Source organism: Actinoplanes sp. HUAS TT8 (assembly GCF_051380535.1).
Taxonomy (GTDB): Bacteria; Actinomycetota; Actinomycetes; order Mycobacteriales; family Micromonosporaceae; genus Actinoplanes.
Genome location: NZ_CP195646.1, coordinates 1,737,833 through 1,754,841 on the forward strand (window position 1 = coordinate 1,737,833; position 17,009 = coordinate 1,754,841).

At 68.6% G+C, this 17,009-nt stretch carries 13 protein-coding genes; 6 read left to right on the forward strand and 7 right to left on the reverse strand.

Translation table 11 applies throughout. From position 1 onward, the window contains the following. Positions 1 to 49: 49 nt before the first annotated feature. Positions 50 to 3,307 carry a TIM-barrel domain-containing protein gene (locus tag ACSHV8_RS07690; RefSeq protein WP_436530801.1) on the reverse strand — a complete coding sequence of 1,086 codons (3,258 nt, stop codon included), beginning with the start codon at positions 3,305 to 3,307 and terminating at the stop codon, positions 50 to 52. Positions 3,308 to 3,730: 423 nt separating this feature from the next. Between ACSHV8_RS07690 and ACSHV8_RS07695 the strand changes: the two genes are divergently transcribed. Both ACSHV8_RS07695 and ACSHV8_RS07700 read left to right on the forward strand, forming a co-directional pair. Beyond that, a complete protein-coding gene (locus ACSHV8_RS07695) occupies positions 3,731 to 4,615 on the forward strand; it encodes a nucleotidyltransferase domain-containing protein (RefSeq protein WP_436530803.1) in 885 nt (294 codons plus the stop codon). Further along, positions 4,612 to 5,229 carry a hypothetical protein gene (locus ACSHV8_RS07700; RefSeq protein ID WP_436530805.1) on the forward strand — a complete coding sequence of 206 codons (618 nt, stop codon included), beginning with the start codon at positions 4,612 to 4,614 and terminating at the stop codon, positions 5,227 to 5,229. The genes ACSHV8_RS07695 and ACSHV8_RS07700 overlap by 4 nt, the downstream gene beginning before the upstream one ends. A 310-nt stretch (positions 5,230 to 5,539) precedes the next feature. Here ACSHV8_RS07700 and ltrA read toward each other — a convergent pair whose 3' ends face one another. After that, complete coding sequence (gene ltrA, locus ACSHV8_RS07705) at positions 5,540 to 7,291, reverse strand: group II intron reverse transcriptase/maturase (protein WP_436536709.1); 1,752 nt, start codon at positions 7,289 to 7,291, stop codon at positions 5,540 to 5,542. An 864-nt stretch (positions 7,292 to 8,155) separates the two neighbouring features. On the opposite strand from ltrA, the gene ACSHV8_RS07710 reads away from it, so the two are divergent. Together ACSHV8_RS07710 and ACSHV8_RS07715 are read left to right on the forward strand one after the other, a co-directional pair. Continuing rightward, positions 8,156 to 8,971 (forward strand): pentapeptide repeat-containing protein, encoded by an 816-nt coding sequence (locus ACSHV8_RS07710; protein ID WP_436530807.1) that lies wholly within the window; start codon positions 8,156 to 8,158, stop codon positions 8,969 to 8,971. Positions 8,972 to 9,127: 156 nt separating this feature from the next. Then, a complete protein-coding gene (locus tag ACSHV8_RS07715) occupies positions 9,128 to 9,496 on the forward strand; it encodes a DUF4259 domain-containing protein (RefSeq protein ID WP_436530809.1) in 369 nt (122 codons plus the stop codon). Between the two features lie 8 nt (positions 9,497 to 9,504). On the opposite strand, the gene ACSHV8_RS07720 is transcribed toward ACSHV8_RS07715, so the two are convergent. The 4 genes from ACSHV8_RS07720 to ACSHV8_RS07735 are packed head-to-tail and all read right to left on the reverse strand — an operon-like array spanning position 9,505 to position 12,610. Then, the gene (locus ACSHV8_RS07720) at positions 9,505 to 10,107 is read right to left on the reverse strand and encodes a hypothetical protein (protein ID WP_436530811.1); all 603 of its coding nucleotides are present in this window, start codon (positions 10,105 to 10,107) and stop codon (positions 9,505 to 9,507) included. Then, positions 10,104 to 10,982, reverse strand: coding sequence for an ABC transporter ATP-binding protein (locus tag ACSHV8_RS07725; RefSeq protein WP_436530813.1), 879 nt, complete (start codon positions 10,980 to 10,982; stop codon positions 10,104 to 10,106). The genes ACSHV8_RS07720 and ACSHV8_RS07725 overlap by 4 nt, the downstream gene beginning before the upstream one ends. Further along, positions 10,966 to 11,625, reverse strand: coding sequence for a ThuA domain-containing protein (locus ACSHV8_RS07730; protein WP_436530815.1), 660 nt, complete (start codon positions 11,623 to 11,625; stop codon positions 10,966 to 10,968). The genes ACSHV8_RS07725 and ACSHV8_RS07730 overlap by 17 nt, the downstream gene beginning before the upstream one ends. A 16-nt stretch (positions 11,626 to 11,641) precedes the next feature. Continuing rightward, positions 11,642 to 12,610 carry an SEC-C metal-binding domain-containing protein gene (locus ACSHV8_RS07735; RefSeq protein ID WP_436530817.1) on the reverse strand — a complete coding sequence of 323 codons (969 nt, stop codon included), beginning with the start codon at positions 12,608 to 12,610 and terminating at the stop codon, positions 11,642 to 11,644. A 110-nt stretch (positions 12,611 to 12,720) separates the two neighbouring features. Between ACSHV8_RS07735 and ACSHV8_RS07740 the strand changes: the two genes are divergently transcribed. Further along, complete coding sequence (locus ACSHV8_RS07740) at positions 12,721 to 13,158, forward strand: hypothetical protein (RefSeq protein ID WP_436530819.1); 438 nt, start codon at positions 12,721 to 12,723, stop codon at positions 13,156 to 13,158. 4 nt (positions 13,159 to 13,162) lie between these two features. On the opposite strand, the gene ACSHV8_RS07745 is transcribed toward ACSHV8_RS07740, so the two are convergent. Then, positions 13,163 to 15,427, reverse strand: a complete 2,265-nt coding sequence (locus tag ACSHV8_RS07745) for a putative bifunctional diguanylate cyclase/phosphodiesterase (RefSeq protein WP_436530821.1) — start codon at positions 15,425 to 15,427, stop codon at positions 13,163 to 13,165. 118 nt (positions 15,428 to 15,545) lie between these two features. Here ACSHV8_RS07745 and ACSHV8_RS07750 point away from each other — a divergent pair, with 118 nt between their 5' ends. Then, entirely contained in the window at positions 15,546 to 16,985 is a 1,440-nt protein-coding gene (locus ACSHV8_RS07750; protein WP_436530823.1) for a diguanylate cyclase domain-containing protein, read from the forward strand. Positions 16,986 to 17,009 lie beyond the last annotated feature (24 nt).

Sequence of the window (17,009 nt, forward strand, 5' to 3'; positions counted from 1 at the left end):
CTACGCGAAAGCCGCGTTTGGGACGCCCGTTCACCCGATCGGGCGCCCCTTAATTCACGGTGAAGGTGAACGCGTACGGCCTCTGGATCGGCACCCCGTCGGAGACCGCGCTGGTCACCTGCGTGACCGTCGCCGAGTAGGTCCCGGCCGGCAGGGGCGTCGCCGGCGTCCAGACCAGCGTGCCCGGTTCGGTCTCGGCGACCGTACCGGCCACACCGTCCACCACGATCGTCCCGGACCAGTCGGCCCCGGTCGGCTGGACGTCCCGCTCGAACCGCACGGTCACGGCGGTCGCGGCCGCCGTGGTCGAGACGACCAGGGGATCCCGCCAGAACTGGATCGCCTTGTGACTGTCCGGGACACTCGCGTCGCCCCAGGCGGTCGACGTGTCGTCGACCAGCATGGTGTGGGTGATCCCGCCGTCCACGGTCACACCGCGATTGTTGGTCCCGGTGATCGACCCCCACTCCTCGACCGTGTCCCAGCTGCCGCGGGTGTACTTGTACTGCAGGTCCGTCCCGTCCAGGATCGACACCGTCGCCTCCCAGATCCCGTCGCCGCGGTTCGTCATCGGCTGCCGGGCCGGATCCCAGGGCCCGAGCTGGGCGATGCTGCCCGGCACGTAGAGCGTCGCGTCGGGCGGCGTGCCCGGCGGCGCCAGCACCCGGAACGTCACCGCGACCGGTTTCAGAGGCACGGTCAGCGCGGCCGGCACACTCGCGGCGGTGCCGTCCGGATTCCGGTACGCGATGCGCGCGGTCACCGCCTGCGCCCGCGGCGACGCCCCGACCGGCGTCGCGTCGTAACTCGCCGTGAACGTCGCCCCCGGCGCCAGGCTCGCGGCGGTGGTCGGCGTCCGCGGCGTGACCACCCACCCGGCCGGCGCCGTGACCGTCGCCGACACCCCGGTGATCGTCCCCGGCCCGTGGTTGGTCGCCGTCACCACCACGGTGCTGGTCGCCCCCGACTGCAGTCCGTCGGGCGCGACGAACGTCGCGTCCACGGCCGGCCGCTGCCCCACGGTCAGCGGGGTTCCGTCGTGCTCGACGGTCACCGCCCGCCCGGACGCGGTCGGCGGAACGGTCACGGTGAGCAACCGCTTTCCGGCGTCGTACGTCCACGGCGCGGGCCGTCCACCGGCCGTGACGTGCTGCGGGCGGGACACGTCGGCGAACGCCACGGTGTAGCGGCGCGTGGCCGGAGCGCCCGGATAACTCCCGGTGACCGGCCCGACGGTGAGCGCGGAGCGCCGGCCCTCGGTGTAGCGGACCGGGATCCGGGCCGACTGCCCGGTGCGGTAGCCGAGCCCGTCACCGGCGTCCTCGTACACCGAAATCGTGGTTGAATCGTGCGGATAGGCGGTGAGCGTGAGCCGATCCTTGGCCTGCTCGGCGACGTTCACGTCACCGGCGCGCTGCGCCAGGATCCCGCCCGCCCGCACGTAGACCGGCATGTGATCGGGCGTCGCGCCGACCGTCCGGGTCGCCGGCCCGCGGAACGTCTCCCCGGTGAAAAAATCGGTCCAGGTGCCCGGCGGGAACCAGACCGGCGCGGTCGTGCTCAGCCCGGGCGTGGTCACCGGCGCGACCAGCAGCGAGTCACCCAGCATGTACTCGGTGTCGTGCTCGTAGGCGGCCGCCTGCTCCGGCCAGTTCAGGTAGAGCGCCCGGGCCATCGGCATCCCGGTGTCGTAGTTCTGCCGGGCCGCCGTGTACAGGTAGGGCACCAGCGACTCGCGCAGCCGCAGGAAATCGGCGGCCGGCCCGCTCACCGCGTCGTCGTACTCCCAGGGCAGCCGGTCGCCGTGATCCGAGTGCAGCCGCAGGATCGGCTGGAACGCGCCCAGCTGCACCCAGCGCAGGTAGAGATCGTCGCTCAGGTGCTTGCCGGCGAAGCTGCCGATGTCGTGACTCACGTAGGACTGCCCGATGCTCGCCCCCTCGGCCGGCGTCATCGCCGCCGCAAACTTCAGGGTGTCGAAAGTCGCCTCGGTGTCCCCGGTGAAATGCACGGTGCTGCGATGTTCGGCCCAAGGACCGGAAGAGCCGACCATTTGGTACGAGGGGAAAGCCGACCCGATCCGCGAAAGCGCGAACCCGCGCAGCCCGCGGGCGTCGCCGTCCCGCCGGTACAACTCGTTGACCCAGCTGTCCGGGGTGACACCGGGCGTGCTCACGGTGCTGTCGTCGCAGCAGTAGTCCAGCCACCACTGACGTACACCCTGCTGTTCGAAAGGCAGGTGCAGCTGCGCGAACGCGGCCGCCTGATCGGGGTCACCCCAGTCGAAGCGGAACGGGTTCGGCGCGAAACTGTTGGCCGACGGCTGCAGCCGGCCCTTGGCCGTGGCCTGCGCCTGCGCGAACCTCGGATCATCCCCGCTGATCGCCGCGTGCACGTTCAGCGTCGCGTTGATCCCCTCGGACCTCAGACGCGCCAGGAACGCGGCCGGATCCGGGAACAGCGCGGAATTCCAGTTCCAGCCGGCCCACTGATTCGGCGCCTTCCAATCCGTGTCCATGACCAGCGAGTCGAGCGGCACCCGGTTGCTCCTGAACGCCGGCAGCAGCTGGTTCTCGTAGTCGGCGACGCTGTACGCCTGATACTTGGAGAACCACGTGCCGAACGCCCACTCCGGCGGCAGCACCGACGGACCGGTCAACGTCCGCAGGTCGGCCAGCGCACGGGGGTAGTCATGGCCGTACCCGAAAAGATATCCGTCCTGGTAGGAGCCGGTGCGAGCCGGGCGCGCGACAAGCTGATCGCCGCTCTTCAGCGCGGTCGCGGTGTCGTCCAGCAGGTACCAGCCGCGCCTGTCGAGCAGGCCGGGGTGCAGGCTGAGCTGGTCCACCGGCCCGGCCTGCCCGGCGTAGTAGTCGAGCCCCCGGTACCAGCCGCCGAGCGGCTCACCCGGCTCCGCGCCGAACGCCGGATGCGCGCTGCCGCCGCGAAAATCCAAGGCGGTGTTGGCCGCGGCGACCGGGCCGCTGTTCAGGCGGTAGCGCAGGGTCACGGCGCTGGTCCGCACCAGCAGCTCCCCGCGGCTCGTGCTCGCGTGGAACCAGGTGCGCCCCGGATCGCGGTCCACGGCGTTGAACGTGGGCCGGTCCTCGAAACGGTCGTCGGCCGCGTACTCCAGACGCAGCAGCGTCGGGCTGAGCACCTGGACCCGCAGATGGCCGGCGCGCACCGTCTGCCCGCGTACGTCCGCCCGCTTCGGGGCCGAAAGCGCCGCCCCCGGCGTTGCGAAGAGTGTGAGCAGCACCGCGAGAACCGCGGCCACCCGTGCGAAGAGTCTGCGGCTCGCCATGACGCCCCCCTGGTTGCGACCGCCATCCACCCTTCGCCCGCTCGCCCGACAGTGTCAATAGGTGACCGTCGATCCCGCCCGTTCGGCCACCCGGTTCCGTTCCCACCCTGCCGGGCGAGGCGTCGGTCCTCCGGGCGGCGCCGTCCGCAGCCGACAGCGCAGGAACAGGACCATGCACACCGGTCGAGATAGTCGATCGACGAAACACACCGCGCGCGGATCGTGGCAGATCCGTGCGTTCACTGTGCGCTGCTCGGCCAAGCGATCAAGGCTCGATTTTGCCACCAGCAAAGCGCGAGAAGTTTTCAATATCGTCATCAATGACGCCTCGCAGAACACTCCGAAACCTTTTGTCAGAGGCTCCCAGTACCCTGACCTGGCCTGCTCGACCAAGCAAGATGATCAAGAAATGGGGCCACCAGGTTGGGGCTGGAAGAAAAGCTGGCTGGTTGGACGGTGCCGTCCAGCTCAACGGAGCAAGACAAGCAAGAACGCACCGAACGAATGATCCGCGAGGCGATCAAAGAGCACGCGGCCTTCGACTCCTGTGACCTTCGGATCTATGCCAAAGGCTCGTACGCCAACAACACGAATGTCAAGACAGACAGCGACGTCGACATCGCCGTTCAATGCCGAGACGTCATGTACTGGGACCAGGCAAAGCCCGGGATCCACACCTCGTTGCCCTACCAGGGGATCTGGACTCCCGCCAAACTACGCTCCGAGCTGCGGACCGCGCTGTTGAATAAATTCCCCGGCCAGGTCGATACATCCGGTTCAACCGCCTTCCGCATCCACTCCGGTAGTGCCCGCGTGGACGCCGACGTCGTGCCCTGCTTCAACTACCGGTACTACTTCGCCGGCGGCGGCCACCGCGACGGCACCAAGGTATTCAAAAAAGACGGCTCCAACTTGATCAACTATCCCGATCAGCAGCTCGCGAACGGCCGGGACAAGAACAATCGCACCAGCCAGTATTACAAGAAGACCGTCCGGATCATGAAGCGCGTCGAGAATGCCATGCTCCACGACGGCAGGCACCGGGAGGTGCCGTCCTTCTTCGTCGAATGCCTCGTCTACCACTGCCCGGACGACATCCTCCTCCGGTCGACCTGGGAACAAACCGTGCGCGGCGTCATCAGCCACATCTTCCATGGCCTTGAAGGGGCCGAACCCGAGGACAACTCTAAGCGCTGGCTCGAAGTCAGCGGATGCAAGTTTCTCTTCCAACCCGGCCAGGCATGGACCCGGGCAGACGGACGGGCATTCGCCAAGGCCGCCTGGAACTACCTGGGGCTGGCGTCGTGAAACGCAGCATCACTATCCGGGTGGTCGCCGCGGTGGTCGTCATCGTCCTCGCCGCAGGCACCTGGATCACCAGCGGCAAGGTCGACGCCGGCTGGATGCGGTTCTTCTCCGCCGCCGTCCTGATTGCCACTCTGATTCTGGCGGCCTGGGATCTCTGGCTCTGGCGACTCGGCCTCGTCCAGCGCATCCCGGGCGTACCTCGCTGCCTGCGCGGAACCTGGCAGGGCACCCTCACCTCCTTCTGGATCGATCCCGCGACCGGGAAATCACCACCACCCAAGACCGTCTACCTAGTCGTCCACCAGACCGCTACCTTGGTCACGGTTAAGCTCTTCACCAACGAATCGCGGTCAACCTCCACGCTTGCCGCCGTATCCGCTGTGGACAGCGCTTGGACCTTGGCCTATCTCTATCTCAACCGTCCCGATATGCACGCCGAACCCCGCAGCAGGATGCACCACGGCTCGACGGTCTTCGACGTATCCGGAAGTCCCGCAATGCGTCTGACCGGCCGCTACTGGACCGACCGTGACAGCAAAGGCCAGCTTGAATTCACCCGGCATCACCACAAACTGGCAGACGACTTCCTCGAAGCAGCCACCTATTTCGCGTAGTCGGCGAAAATCGATGCTGCCGGCGCCACGAGAGGGCGGTTGCCGACTGGCGGGTCGTATGCGGGCCTATCCGAACGTGCCAGCGCGGATGGACCGTCGCGGTCGGCCGTCCGGTCGGTGATCTTCACCGTCGGCCAATAGGGCCGACCTTGGCGACGCAGCGCAGCGCTCACTTCGGCCGGGTAGCGACGGCGCATTGCTGCGCCGCCGCCCCCTCAGAACCGGACGTGCACGATTTCCATGCATCCGGCTCAAGCAAGCCCTATGGCGTGCTGGCGTGCAGTTTGCTGGTCTGCCTATTGCCTATTGCTTATTGCCCGGCGGTGGCAGTGGGTGTGGAGCAGACGGAGTCGCGGATCGTTGTGGCTGCCGTCCTGTCGTAGGCTGATGGCGTTGTGGTCCATCGCCTTCCGCAGGCCGCCATACCACTTCTCCCATTCTTGCGGGTTTGTGGCGGGCGGTCGGCGTGCAAGAGAAGCTGCCCGCAGTAGGTGCACCGGCCTTGCTGGCTGTCGAGCAGCCGCTGGGTAGTGCGATCGACTGGGGGTTGCATTCTCGGGCGTCGCCGACGGGTGTCCCAATAGTCGGCCAGTGCCGCGTCGTCGGGCGATGCGGTGCCGGGGACCAGTGAGTGCCGCACGATCCTGGTCCAGGTGAATTTCTGCAGGTAGGCGCCGCTGTCGCGATCACCGAAGACCCATCGATCTCGTCTGGACTTGTTGAACATGCCGAAGTAGCGGGCGACGACCCAGCTGGTCGGCTTGTTCGGGTGGCTGTGTCTGGCCCATTTGTAGACCAGTCTCCACAGATAATGATCCAGCGCGTTGAAGATCTCGCTGGATACCACCGTCCGGTAATAGGCTGCCCAGCCCCGGATGATCGGGTTGAGCCGGGCGATCACTGCGGCGGCATTGCTGCCGCGTAGTGCCCGCACCTCGGTGCGGAGCCGTTTCCGGATCCGTCTGACCGCCGTCTTGCTCGGTTTGATCAGCAGCAAGCCGTGATAGCGGCGAACGTTGAACCCGAGCAAGTCGAAGCCGTCATCGAGGTCGACCACCCGGGTCTTGTCCTCGTTGAACGCTAATCCTCGCGGTGTCAGCCACGCGGCCAGCCGTGCTTTGACCTGTATCGCCTCGTCCCTGGTGCGGCACAAAGCAACGAAGTCATCGGCATATCTGATCAGTACCGGGCTGCCCGGGGCGCTGGCCGCGCCATCATGTCCGATGGTGCGGTAGCGGACCCCGGCGGCGTTTTCCATCCCGTGCAGCGCGACGTTCAACAGCAGCGGGCTGACCACCCCGCCCTGGGGAGTTCCCTCCTCGGTCGGGGTGAACCGGCCCTGCTCGACCACCCCCGCGGTCAGCCAGCCCTCGACCTGTTCCCTGGCCGGGAACCCGCCGAGCTGGCCGAGCAGATGATGGTGGTCGATGCGGTCGAACGCCGCTTTCCGGTCCGCGTCCAGCACCCACCGCCGGACCGGATGACGGCCCTTGACGGTGCTGAAGATGGCCTGGACCGCGTCCTGACAGCTGCGTCCGGGCCGAAATCCATACGATCTCGGCTCGAACCGGGCTTCCCATTCCGGCTCCAACGCCGCCGTCACCCGGGCCTGCAAGACCCGATCGACGATCACGGGAATGCCCAGCGGCCGGCGTCGGCCGTCCGCTTTCGGGATATACACCCGTTTGACCGGACGGGCTTGCCAGGGCTGCTGCCGACGCTGGACAGCATCTGCCAGCGCGGCTTTGTCCTGGCCGTCGAGGACGATCCTGCCGTCCACGCCCGCCGTCAAACGCCCAGCGTTGATTTCCGTGACCCGCCGGACCGCCAACAGCGTGTTCGCCCGAGACCGGAGCATCAACTTCTGCAGGTTCCGGACCCGTTTGTGGTCCTGCGCCTGCGACGCCGTGAAGATCCGTTGACGCAGACGCCGTACGTGATCCTCGCAGGCACGCCAATCGATCGCGTGCCAGTCAAGAACGCCCTCCGGTCCGTTCACCACCCCGGCCGAGGCCACAGCGATGTCCAACTTATCCTTCGGTTCCAGCCTCGTCGTCATCATCGCTTTCACGGGCTCACCTGACCCGCGTCAGCCCGCTTGTCGCGGCCGGGTACCCAGGCCCGGTATCCGGCCAGTTATCCAAGAACCGCTGGTAGAAGGGCCAGCACCATGTCTCGGTTTCCTGTCGCCTTTCGGCCACCGGCGTTCGCTTCTCGGGTCATCCTGTTCCCGCCGGAGAATTGAGCTTTCCTCACGGTCGGCTTACCGCACGCCATAAAGCGGGCGGACCCCGTCGGGGTTTCCACGTTCCACACTTACGAGTTACGACCGGGGTGGGTGCCCTCTCTACTCCGGGGACCAGCGGTGCTCTCCTGACCAAATGCCGTGCCTGGCCAGCGCCTGCCGCCTCTCGACGGCCCGTCCCAACACCCCGCCCGAACATCCCATCGCGCGGAGCCACTATTCACGGAGCATCAACGAAGGTTCACGCAATTCACCCGTCCGGTCTGCCCCTCACCCGTGACCTCCACGATGGGATGGAGATCCTTCGGCTTTCCCCCGGGCTTCGCACCCCGCCGTTACCAGCGACGCACGCCAAGGAAGGGGCCAGGCAGCGAGCACGCGCCCGGGACTACACCACCGACATCACGCCGGTCCTCCTAACTGCGAGTCCACTCGCAAAGTGCGACCTCGTGTCGCAACGGCAAATGAGTGCAGTCAATCTTGGAGCGCGGGCTCTCTCTAGACAGACCATGGTGAGGAAGCTTAGATTCCATTGTGCTCTCTGACAGGCTCCGAAAGTACTTTCCATCATCCGAAGGCGGACAAAAGCGGTTGAGTAATAGCTCCCGATCACGTGAGTGGCTCACGTGGCTAGCTGTTGCCCTCTTGGTCGTCAGTGCCATTGTCCTATATATTGGGCCATTGGCTTGGCTTATTGGCGGAACGACCGTCAGCAAGATAGCCGATCCAGTGCAGCGTGCCGCTGCAATCGGTAGCGTCCGGCAAACCCTGCTCGTCGCGGCCGCCGGCGCCGTAGGAATTGTTAGCCTCGCCTTTACTGCACGTACCTATCAGCTCGCCCGCCGAGGTCAGTTGTCGGACCGCTACACAAAAGCCATTGGTCAGCTTGCCTCCGACAAAGTTGAGGAGCGCCTTGGTGCCATATATGCCCTTGAGGCGCTTCTACGTGAGTCTTCAGTGGATCACAATTCCGTGATATGGATCCTTGCGGCCTTCATTAGGAAGGAGGCTCCTATATCGGAGACTCCCAGCGAGGAAGACGATGTCTCACCGAAACCTTTACCTACCCGGGAGAATTACGGTGATCGCAGACATCTTCGAGAAGATTTGCAGGCGGCACTAAATGTTATAGGTCGACGACCGCCGCGAGGGGAAGCTTTCACCGTGTTCTTGGCCAACACGGATCTGAGAGGTGCAAATCTTGCAAATCTAAGATTTGACAACGCACTTTTCACGGGCAGCAACATGCAACAGTCTCACATGTCGGGCGCCTCGCTGACTAATGCGATATTCCATCGTGCCGACTTGCGCGGCGTTAGATTCAACGGAGCCAACCTGGCGGGGGCGAGCCTGAAACTGGCAAAGTGTGGAGGAATGCAGCTAAAGAATGCGGATATTAGGGGCGCCACCCTGGCGCAAACAAGCGGGCTTACTCAAACTGAGCTAAAAGGTGCGATCAGCGATGCGGCCACAAAAATTCCGGGCAACTTGCTGTAAGCCGTGGGCTCGGCCATCAGAAACACGCATTCACATCGGCATTTTAGCGAGAGGTGAGTAGTTAGCTGCTATCTGCGCAGGCTTTCGCCGGGGGTGGTGGCGAGGCTTTGTCTCGGGCCTGGCTGGGTGGGGGCCGGTGCTCGGTAGGGTGCGGGGGTGGGCACCTGGGGGAGTGGGAATTTCGACGACGACTCGGCTGCGGATCATCTGTCTGTGCTGACAGCGCGGCTGGTGCGGGAAGTCGAGGAGGCGATGGCGGGCGATCCGGTGGAGTTGGAGCCCGACGAGTATTGGGGGGTTGCCGTGCCCTGCAATCTCGAGATTCTGCATCTGCTGGCGAGCCGGCCCTGGGCTGGTGTCGTGCTGCCCGAGGCCGGAACCGTGGAGGGGTGGAAACGGACCTTCATGGCCGTGTGGGAGGCGAGCATCGATGGGCTGGAGCCGGGCCCGGAGCACAAGGTGCGGCGGCGGGAGGTGCTGGAGCGGACGTTCGACCAGCTTGCCGAGGTGATCCGGGCTTGGTGAGCGGGGGGTCAGTCGCCGGTGAGGTCGCGGCGTAGGGCTACGGCGGCTACGGCCAGGGAGGCGATGGCCCAGATGAGGAAGATCTCGATGTCGAAGGCGTCGCCGTGGGCGGCGCCCAGGTAGGCGGTCATCGGGAGGGGCCACTGGAACTGGGTGGCGATGCCTTCGACGATGACGAACCAGATGCCGAAGCCGCTGATCAGCCAGGCTGAGCGGCGGACGGTGGCGGCCAGGCCGGCGCCGAACGTGGCCATGATGGGGACGACGGCGAGGGTTTCGAAGTAGCTGTGGCCGCCCCATCGGGTCAGGGCGGGCAGGCCGGTGAGGGCGGCCAGTGCCTCGGCGACCACGATGGTGGTGAGGACCTGGGCCAGCAGCACCTGGAAGCGTTGCGGGCGGGACAGGTAGAGCAGGGCGGCCGTGCGGTGCTGGTAGTGCTGGGTGATCGTGAGGACCGAGATGCCGAACGCGCCGATGCCGGCGAACAGGGCCCACCACGTGTCGTCGATGATGCCGGAGGCGGCGGCGACCGCGCCGAACAGGGCGAGGGAGACCCAGCTGGAGCGGATCGTGGCCATGCGGTAGAGCTCGCTGCGGACGAGAGTGATCATCGGGTGGCCGCCAGTTCCAGGAAGATCTGTTCGAGGCTCGGGGCGTCGGTGGACAGTTCGTACAGCGGGACGCCGGCCGCGAAGGCGATCTCGCCCGCGTCCTCGGCGGACAACCCGTACACCTCAAGGGTTTGGTCGTCGGCGTTGACCTTGCCGCCGGCCTCCTCGAACGCGCGCCACAACCGGACCGGGTCGCGGCCCCGGATGCGCAGGCGCACGCTCTCGGCGCCGGCCAGTTCGGCCAGGGTGGTCTCGCGCCGGACCCGGCCGTTCGCGATGATCACGACGTCGTCGATGAGCTGGGCCAGCTCGGCCAGCAGATGGCTGGAGATCAGGACGGTGCCGCCGGCGTCGGCGTGGGCGCGCAGCAGTTCGCGCAGCCAGACGATGCCCTCCGGGTCGAGGCCGTTGGCCGGCTCGTCGAGGACCAGCACCTGCGGTTCGCCGAGCAGTGCGGTGGCCATCGCGAGGCGCTGCCGCATGCCGAGCGAGTAGTCGCCGGTGCGCTGCCGGTCGGCGCCGGCCAGCCCGACCGCCTCCAGCAGCATGTTCACCCGGGCGCGGCTCGCGCCGGCCAGCATGGCCTGACCGATCAGGTGGGCCCGGCCGCTCTGGCCCGGGTGGGCGATGCCCTGCTCCAGGACCGCGCCGACCTCGCGCAGCGGGTTCTTCAGTTCGCCGAACGGCCGCCCGTTGATCAGCGCGGTGCCGGACGTCGGCCGGGTCAGGCCGAGCAGCATGCGCAGCGTCGTCGTCTTGCCCGAACCGTTCAGCCCGAGGAAGCCGGTCACCCGGCCGGGCCTCGCGGTGAACGTGACGCCGTCGACCGCGCGGACCCGGCGGTACGCCTTGGTCAGATCAATGGTCTCGATCATGGTCGGGAACTATCCCACACGCCCACAGGATTCCGCGCTCCGTGAGCGTCCGGGTCTGGGGAACCTGCAGGTCGGCGGGGCTGTGCCCGAGTGTGCAGACGAAGACGCGGCCGGACCCGAAGCGGCGGGTCCAGGCGACCGGCATCACCGCGCCGGCGGTCTCGGGGGCACCGTGATCACCGGTGAAGGCGGTGGTGGCCAGGACGTCGAGGGTGGGATCGACGTGCATGAAGTACTGCTCGGTGTGGACGTCGAAGGTGCTCAGTCCGTACCCGAGCGGATGTTTGGTGTTGATCTTGATGGTGTGGTCGACGAAACCGCCGGGGTGGCAGAGGAATCGGCCGCCGACCATGAATTGGTACGTGGGGGCCTCGTAACCGGTCGCGACGACGCCACCGTGCCAGCCGGCGAACCCGGCGCCGGCCCGGACGCGCTCGACCAGGGCGCTCTCCTGCCGCTCGGTGAAGCGCGCCCCGGTCCAGCACTGGATGATCAGGTCGTAGGGGTCCGGATCGAGATAGGCGTCGAGAGTTTCCGCAACCCGCAGCGTGAAACCGTTGTCCTCGAGGAAGCCACGGAACAACTCGGTGCAGGCGACCGGCTCGTGTCCGTCCCAGCCGCCACGCACGATCAACGCCCTCATGACCGCGATCCTAGGGTCAGGCGCGGCCCCGCGGGAGGCAGCACTTCTTGTACTTGAGACCGGAACCGCACCAGCAGGAACCGTTGCGCTCCGGCGGCCAGACGATCTTCGTCGTCAGCTGGCGGGTGTAGCCGGCGCGGGTCTTCGCGTCGGCCGGATCGTTCTCCAGACCAGCGAACGTCGAGAGGCCGGCGGCGGTGCCGGAGACCGGCGCCGGGTTCGACGCGGCCAGGCGGACCAGCTCACGCTCGACCCTGCCGCGGTGCTCGTCCCAGGTCGAGCCGTAGGCGCTGGTCAGCGCCGGCCACTTGGCGATCACCCGGTCAAACTCGGCCTGCGGCCAGAACAGAAGCTCGTCGCCGACCGCGGTGGTGCCGGCGTTGGCCAGGCGACGCTCCAGCCGGTCGGCCAGGTTGTCGTGCGCGTCGTGCGTCAGGTTCAGCGCGTGGCGGATCCCGTGCCGCTGCTGGAGCAGGAAGAACAGCAGGCCGGCGTCCTCCGCGCTGGACGGCTCGCCGGTGCGCTCGGCCAGGGCGGCCTGCACCGCCTCGGTCAGCCACTCCTCGGCGACCCGGTGCCGGCCGCCGACCGCGAGCGCGGCGGCGATGTAGGCCGGGGCGTCGTTGTGCTTGCCGAGCAGCGGGCGCAGCGGCTCCAGCTCGGCCATCGCCTCGTCGGCGCGGCCGGAGCGGAACAGCAGCCGGGCGTGCAGGGCACGGGCGGTGATCGCCTTGCCGTCGTCGCTCGTCCCGTACGCCTCGACGGCGCGATCCGCGTACCGCACCGCGGCGTCGAGCTTCGACCGGCTCTCGGCGATCTCCGCCGCGAGGATGAGCGCTTCCCCGGCGAGCTCCGGGTCGGCCAGCCGCCCGTTGTCCACCGCTTCGGCCAGGCCGGCCGCGATACCGAGCGGATCAGCCTCGCCGAGCGCGGTCTTCCGGATCTCGTCGAGGTCGGCGCTGGTCAGGTCCGTGAGTGTCAACACGCCGCGAGGATACTTCGCCCGAAACCTCCCCGACTGTTGATCTGGATCTCAATTCTCGAACGTGTCCCCGGGAATATCGAGGAAGATGAGCCCGTGCCACACTCTCGGCCATGTCACCCAAGATCCACAGGTCTGCCGGTTCCCACTCGCCGCTCGAGAAGTGGCTCGACCGGGCCGGCATCAAGCGCCGTGACCCGGCCCGCGACGTCGAGGCGTTCGGCCAGGGGCAGGCCTTCAAGGTGTTCTGCCTGGTGTGGACGCTCGGCCAGGTCCGCAAGCGGCGCGTCGGTGCGGCCGAGGTCGTGATGCCGAAGGGCGGCTGGCTGATCGTCGTGCCGGGCGGGGAGACCACCTGGAAGAGCGCGTCCACCGGCGAGACCGTGGCCATCCCGCCGCAGGCCGCGCTCGCCCCGTCGCCGCGGCCTCTCTACTACCGGAACCAGGCCGCGTTCACCGTGGTGACGGCCGACGGCGAGCATGACATCGCGATCCGCCGGATCGACGAGGCCCTGGTGCGGCTGGCGCTGGTGACCAGCGTCGCCGCCTGATCGGTCAGGCGGCGGCCAGCAGGGAGGCGTCGATGTCGTGGGCCGGCAGCGGCCGCGCGAAGTGGAATCCCTGCGCGAACCGGTACCCGAGCACGTGCAGCCGATCCGCCTGGTCCTGGGTCTCCACGCCCTCGGCCACCGCCCGCAGCCCGAGCGTCGACGCGATCCCGCTCAGCGACGCCGCGATCGCCTCCTGTTCCGGGCCGCCGTTCAGCTCGTCGATGAACGACTTGTCGACCTTGAGGGTGGTGACCGGGCAGGTGCGCAGCAGGGTCAGCGACGAGTGTCCGGTGCCGAAGTCGTCCAGGGCGATGCCGACGCCGAGGCCGCGCAGTGCCCGGACGGTGTGCAGGGCCGGCCCGCCGGCGAACACCGCGGTCTCGGTGATCTCCAGGGTGACCTGGTGCGGCGGCAGCGCGTAGCGGTGCAGCACGCCGGCCACCAGGGCGGGCAGTTCCGGGTCGAGCAGTTGCCGGGCCGAGACGTTGACGCTGATCCGGGGTGCGGCCTCGCCGTGCCGGTGACGCCAGGCGGCCGCGTCGGCGCAGGCGGTCTCCAGGATCCAGGCGCCCAGGTCGACGATCATGCCGGTCTGCTCGGCGACCGGGATGAACTCGGCCGGTGACACCGGCGCCCCGCCGTCCGGGTGCCAGCGGACCAGCGCCTCGACCGAGTGCAGGGTGCCCAGCGGCAGTTCGACGATGGGCTGGTAGACGAGCCGGAACTCGCCCAGTTCCAGGCCGCGGCGCAGGGCCGCGGCCAGGTCGGCGTGGTGCTGCGCGGACGCGTCGAGGTCGTCGGTGTGCTGCTGGTGACGGTTGGCGCCGACGCGCTGGGCGGCCTGCAGGGCGAGCTCGGCCCGGCGCAGCAGATCCGGCACCACCTCGTCCCGCCCGGCCGCCGTCCCGACGGTCACGGTGACCAGCAGGTCGTGGTCGCCCACGGACAGCGGCGCCTGGAACGCGTGGACCAGCGCCTCGGCCAACCGGCTGCCCCCGGCGAGCGGGTGCTCGGCCGGCAGCAGCACGCCGAACTCGTCGCCGAGCAGCCGCGCCACCTGCGCCGATCCGCCCACGGTGAGCGCGATCCGGTCGGCTGCCTGCCGCAGGATCTCGTCGCCGGTGTCGTCGCCCAGCCGGTCGTTGAGCGCGGTGAAGTCGTCCAGGTCGCAGACCGCGACGGTGGTGTCGTCGGTGCGCCGGTGCAGGGTGTCGGTGAAGAACCGGCGGTTCGGCAGCGCGGTCAGGTCGTCGTAGCGGGCCTGGTCGGCGAGCCGGTCGGCCAGCATCCCGTTGTCCCGCAGCGCGGCGTGCTGCCGGACCAGGACGAGCAGGATCAGCACGACGCTGCCGGCGGCGAGACCGCCCGGCAGGTAGCCGCCGTGCACGGTCACGGCGATCAGCATGATCGCGGTGGCGCCGACCGAGACGTACGGCACCCGGCTGATCCCGCTCCGGCGCACGTCCCCGGCCCGCACCGACTGGGTGACCGTGCCGCCGGCGACGTCGGCCCGCACCTGGGCCAGCGTGGCCAGCGACAGCAGCACCGCGAACATCGGCAGCACCATGACCGTGGCGTTCAGGTGCGGCCACCGGTGGAACGCGGTCGCCAGACCCATGGCGAGCGGCCCGAACAGGCCGACCGGGCTCAGGATCCACAGGGCGCGGCCGTGCACCGGCCCGGAGCCGCTCATGCCGACCTTGACGATCGCGACGACGGCCGCGCAGGCGGCGGCCACGATGGTGAAGCGCAGCACGCCGGTGAGCAACCCGCCGGTGGCCGGGATCGGGATGACCGATACGACCTCCATCGTCACCAGGCCGGCGGCGACCCCGACGATGGCCACGTCCATGGCCAGGGTCGTCCGGGCCCGCCCGGCGAGGCCGCGGCCGGGCAGGCGCAGCAGGGCGAACACGGCCAGGACGACCGCGACGAAGTAGATCAGGGCGGTGACCGCGCTCATCGCCACCGCGTCGGCCGGGTGCCGCAGGGTGTCGACGGACTGGCTGATCGAGCCCACCCCGAGCAGGCCGACCGCGAGGCCGAGCCGCCGCCAGAAGGCCCGGGCGGCCCCGGCTCCGGTGCGCGCGGCCAGCCGGCAGCCCGCGGCCGACGTGAGGACCGCGCCCCACGCGAGCGGCCACATCGCCCAGGCCGGGACCGCGGTGACGGTGCCGAGCACGCCGACGACCACGGCGGCCAGCGTCCATGCGCACACGGCGACGACGATCAGGCCCGCCGCGTGGACGGGTCGAGTCAGTGATCGCATCGAGCCTGGTGGCCTTCCGGTCGGGGGAGTACAGCAGCCCCTATCGGCCGGGACGCGGGCCGGAACAGGAAAACGGCCGGGGCTCATCCGGCCCGGCCGTCCGCCGATAGGAGTGCCCGTGCGAATCGCGGGCTGGCAGAAGTGCCTCGCGGCCGGAGTGGCCGTGTCGGCGGGCTATGCCCTGTTGCCGGTCGGCAGCGTGGTGCGGACCGTCGCGTACGCGCTCAGTGGTTTTGCCTGTGTGATTCTGATCGTCCACGGCATCCGGCTGAGGCGTCCGCGTCACCCGTCGACCTGGTACGCGATCGCCGCGGGCTCGGCGATGTGGGTGCTCAGCACCACCATCTACCGCAGCACCGAGGCGCAGCCGTGGCCGCTGATCGCCGGGCTGCTGTCGGCCGCCGGATACCCGCTGCTCTGCTGGACGCTCATCGGCATGATCCGTGGGCGGGCCCGCGCCGACGGCCGGACCGTGCTGATCGACGCCGGGATCATCGGGGCCGGTCTGGCCCTGCTCTACTGGACGTTCGTGGTCGGCGCGACGATGACCGACGCGACCGTGCTCGGCGGCGAGCGGCTGCTGGCCCTGCTCTTCGCGGTCGGCGACATCAGCGTCATCGTGCTGGTGTCGCTGCTGGTCACGACGCCGGGCGCGCGGACCGCGAGCTATCGGCTGATGCTGGGCGCGCTGTTCTGCACCGGGGTGTCGGACGTGCTGGTGATCGCCGCGCCGAGCGGGCAAATGTACGACGGCGGCGTGTCCGACGCCGCGCTGGTCTTCGGCAGCTTCCTGATCGCGGCGGGCGCGCTGCACCCGTCGATGCGCCGGCTCACCGTGCCGCTGGAACGGCCGCCGGCGTTCGTCCGCCCCCGCCTGGCCCTGCTCGCCGTCGCCATCCTGCTCGCCCCGGCGGTGAGCCTCTACCAGGGCGCGGCCGGCACGATCGGCCGCGACTGGCTACCCACCGGGCTCTTCTCGATCGTGCTGTTCGTGCTGGTCACGCTGCGGATGGTCGGTCTCGTGGCCCGGGTCGAGAGCCAGAGCCACCGGCTGTCGGTGCTGGTCAACCAGGATCCGCTGACCGGGCTGGCCAACCGGCGCCGCTGGGACGAACGGCTCGGCGCCGCCCTCGCGCACAGCGAGCTGACCGGGGAACCGCTGCTGGTGGCCCTGTTCGACCTCGACCATTTCAAGCACTACAACGACACGTACGGGCACCAGGCCGGCGACGAACTGCTGCGGGACGCGGCCGGGGCGTGGCGGGCCGGGCTGCGGCAGGAGGATCTGCTCGCCCGTTACGGCGGGGAGGAGTTCTGCCTGCTGCTCACCGGCTACTCGACGGCCGACGCACGGGTGATCGTCGAGCGGTTGCAGGCGGCGACGCCGTACGCGCAAAGCTTTTCCGCGGGTCTTGCCCGCTGGGACGGCGCGCAGTCGGCCCAGGAACTTCTTCAAGAGGCAGACCGATTGATGTACGAGGCCAAGCGCGCCGGCCGAGCCCGCGTCACCACCACGAATGTCCCTGATCTCCACCTGGAGCCGGTCCGGCATGGCTGACGCGCACATGTGGGTCACCGCCAC

Excerpts from the sequence above, each read along its gene's own strand:
- ACSHV8_RS07730 (WP_436530815.1), bottom strand. The coding sequence starts at position 11,625 with ATGAGGGCGTTGATCGTGCGTGGCGGCTGGGACGGACACGAGCCGGTC.
- ACSHV8_RS07740 (WP_436530819.1), top strand. The coding sequence starts at position 12,721 with ATGTCACCCAAGATCCACAGGTCTGCCGGTTCCCACTCGCCGCTCGAG.
- ACSHV8_RS07720 (WP_436530811.1), bottom strand. The coding sequence starts at position 10,107 with ATGATCACTCTCGTCCGCAGCGAGCTCTACCGCATGGCCACGATCCGC.
- ACSHV8_RS07725 (WP_436530813.1), bottom strand. The coding sequence starts at position 10,982 with ATGATCGAGACCATTGATCTGACCAAGGCGTACCGCCGGGTCCGCGCG.
- ACSHV8_RS07745 (WP_436530821.1), bottom strand. The coding sequence starts at position 15,427 with ATGCGATCACTGACTCGACCCGTCCACGCGGCGGGCCTGATCGTCGTC.
- ltrA (WP_436536709.1), bottom strand. The coding sequence starts at position 7,291 with ATGATGACGACGAGGCTGGAACCGAAGGATAAGTTGGACATCGCTGTG.
- ACSHV8_RS07690 (WP_436530801.1), bottom strand. The coding sequence starts at position 3,307 with ATGGCGAGCCGCAGACTCTTCGCACGGGTGGCCGCGGTTCTCGCGGTG.